This is a genomic window from Mesorhizobium sp. M7A.F.Ca.AU.001.01.1.1, assembly GCF_004022735.1.
GTDB lineage: Bacteria > Pseudomonadota > Alphaproteobacteria > Rhizobiales > Rhizobiaceae > Mesorhizobium > Mesorhizobium ciceri.
Genome location: NZ_RZPF01001018.1, coordinates 1 through 1,619, shown reverse-complemented (window position 1 = coordinate 1,619; position 1,619 = coordinate 1). Strand labels below are relative to the sequence as shown.

1 protein-coding gene is annotated in these 1,619 nt (G+C 58.4%); it reads left to right on the top strand.

Annotation, left to right across the window (positions count from 1 at the left end; translation table 11 throughout):
* Positions 1–315: 315 nt before the first annotated feature.
* A partial coding sequence (locus tag EN884_RS35280; RefSeq protein ID WP_128361095.1) for a GNVR domain-containing protein occupies positions 316–1,619 on the top strand: 1,304 nt, incomplete at its 3' end.

The window sequence follows — 1,619 nt, the reverse complement described above, 5'->3', positions numbered from 1 at the left end:
ACGCATGTCCGCGCAGATCGGTACTCTCGAGCAGAACCTGGCGATCATCCGCGGACGGCAGGCCTTGCTGGAACAGCAGACGTCATTTGTCGACGCCGCGAGAGCAGCGCTGCCGCGCGTTCTACCGCCCCACGGGTCCTAAGTTTCGCATACGCCAATTGGCGGCATTTACCTTCCGGATCACGGGCGTAATCTTCCGCAGCAGTCTGGGATCGCGGGGCCTCGGCTTTCAATGCAAAGACCGGCCGCATGCAACGGCCGCCTGCATGGAGCGGGCTGCTCTGGGTGTCTGCGTATGCCTGCAGGAGAAGCTGAATGAATCGCATGTTCACCAATCAATGGCCCTCGATGACGGACCAGCAGGCTTCCGCCGGCCAAGAGTTCATTGGGCTCTCCGACATTACCGAATTTCTGCGCCGCTACGCTGGAACTATCATTGCCTTCCTTGCCATGGCTCTCTTGTTGGCGGGGTTTTACAATTCGAGCACCGACCCAACTTTCATCGCCAGCGCGCAGATTCTGATCGAGCCGAAATTGCCGCAACACCTGCAGGAGGGCGGCGAAGTGGATCTGTCACTGGATACTGCCCAGGTGGAAAGCCAGATCGCTGTAATGCAGTCGGAAAAAATCGCAGCGATGGTGCTCGACCAGTTGAAACTCGTCGACGATGCGCAGTTCAATCGTTCCCAGTCTCCGACTTTGCGGGACAGATTGACGAAGACCGGAGCTGTCCTGCTTGACGCCTTGGGGCTGCGGAAAAGCGCCTGGCTGCAGCATTTCGCTCTTAGCGAGCCTGCCGCACCCCCCATGCTGACCGATTTTCAGAAGTTCCGTCGGAGCATGTTGGTTTTCCGCAACGGCCTCGACGTCCGCCGAGTCGGCGTTTCCTACGCGATTGACATATCCTTCACCTCTCCTGATCCCGAGGGCGCAGCCAGGATTGCGAACGCCACGGCCGATGCCTTCGTACGTGAGCAGATCGAAACCAAGACTGACGCAGCCAAGGAAGGAGGCGCGTGGCTGGAAATGCGGCTTCAGCAGCTGCGAACTCAAATGAATGAGGCCATGGCAAAAGCGCAGCAGTTCCGGTCACGGCACGACTACAGCGTCGGCATTGAAGCCAAAGCAGACGGGACGAGTGCTGAGCCGACGCTCGAAGAACTTGAGGTGACGGCTGAAACCTACCAGAAGATGTACGAGAGCTTCTTGCAGGCCTACACCAACTCGGTAAGCCAACAGTCGTATCCGGTTGCCGATGCAAGGGTCATCACAGCTGCGACGGCGCCGCTCAATCCGAGCGCTCCAAGGCCGAAGTTGATGCTGGCCTTCGCGGTGGTTGCCGGTCTCATTTTCGGTATTGGACTTGCGTTTGTAAGGCACGCGTTTGACTGGACCATAAGGTCGCCACGACAGATCCGCGACAATCTGGGCGTCGAATGCCTCGGAGAACTGCCGCCGATCGGCAGAAGATCGGGCCTTGTCGACCAAGTGGCAAGATCTCCGCAATCCCGATACAGCCATAGCCTGAGAAAAGTGCGAACCGAGATAAGCCTTGCGGAAACCAGCCGCCCGATCAGGTTTCTTGGGTTGACTGCCGTATCCAACGACGGTTCGAAGAG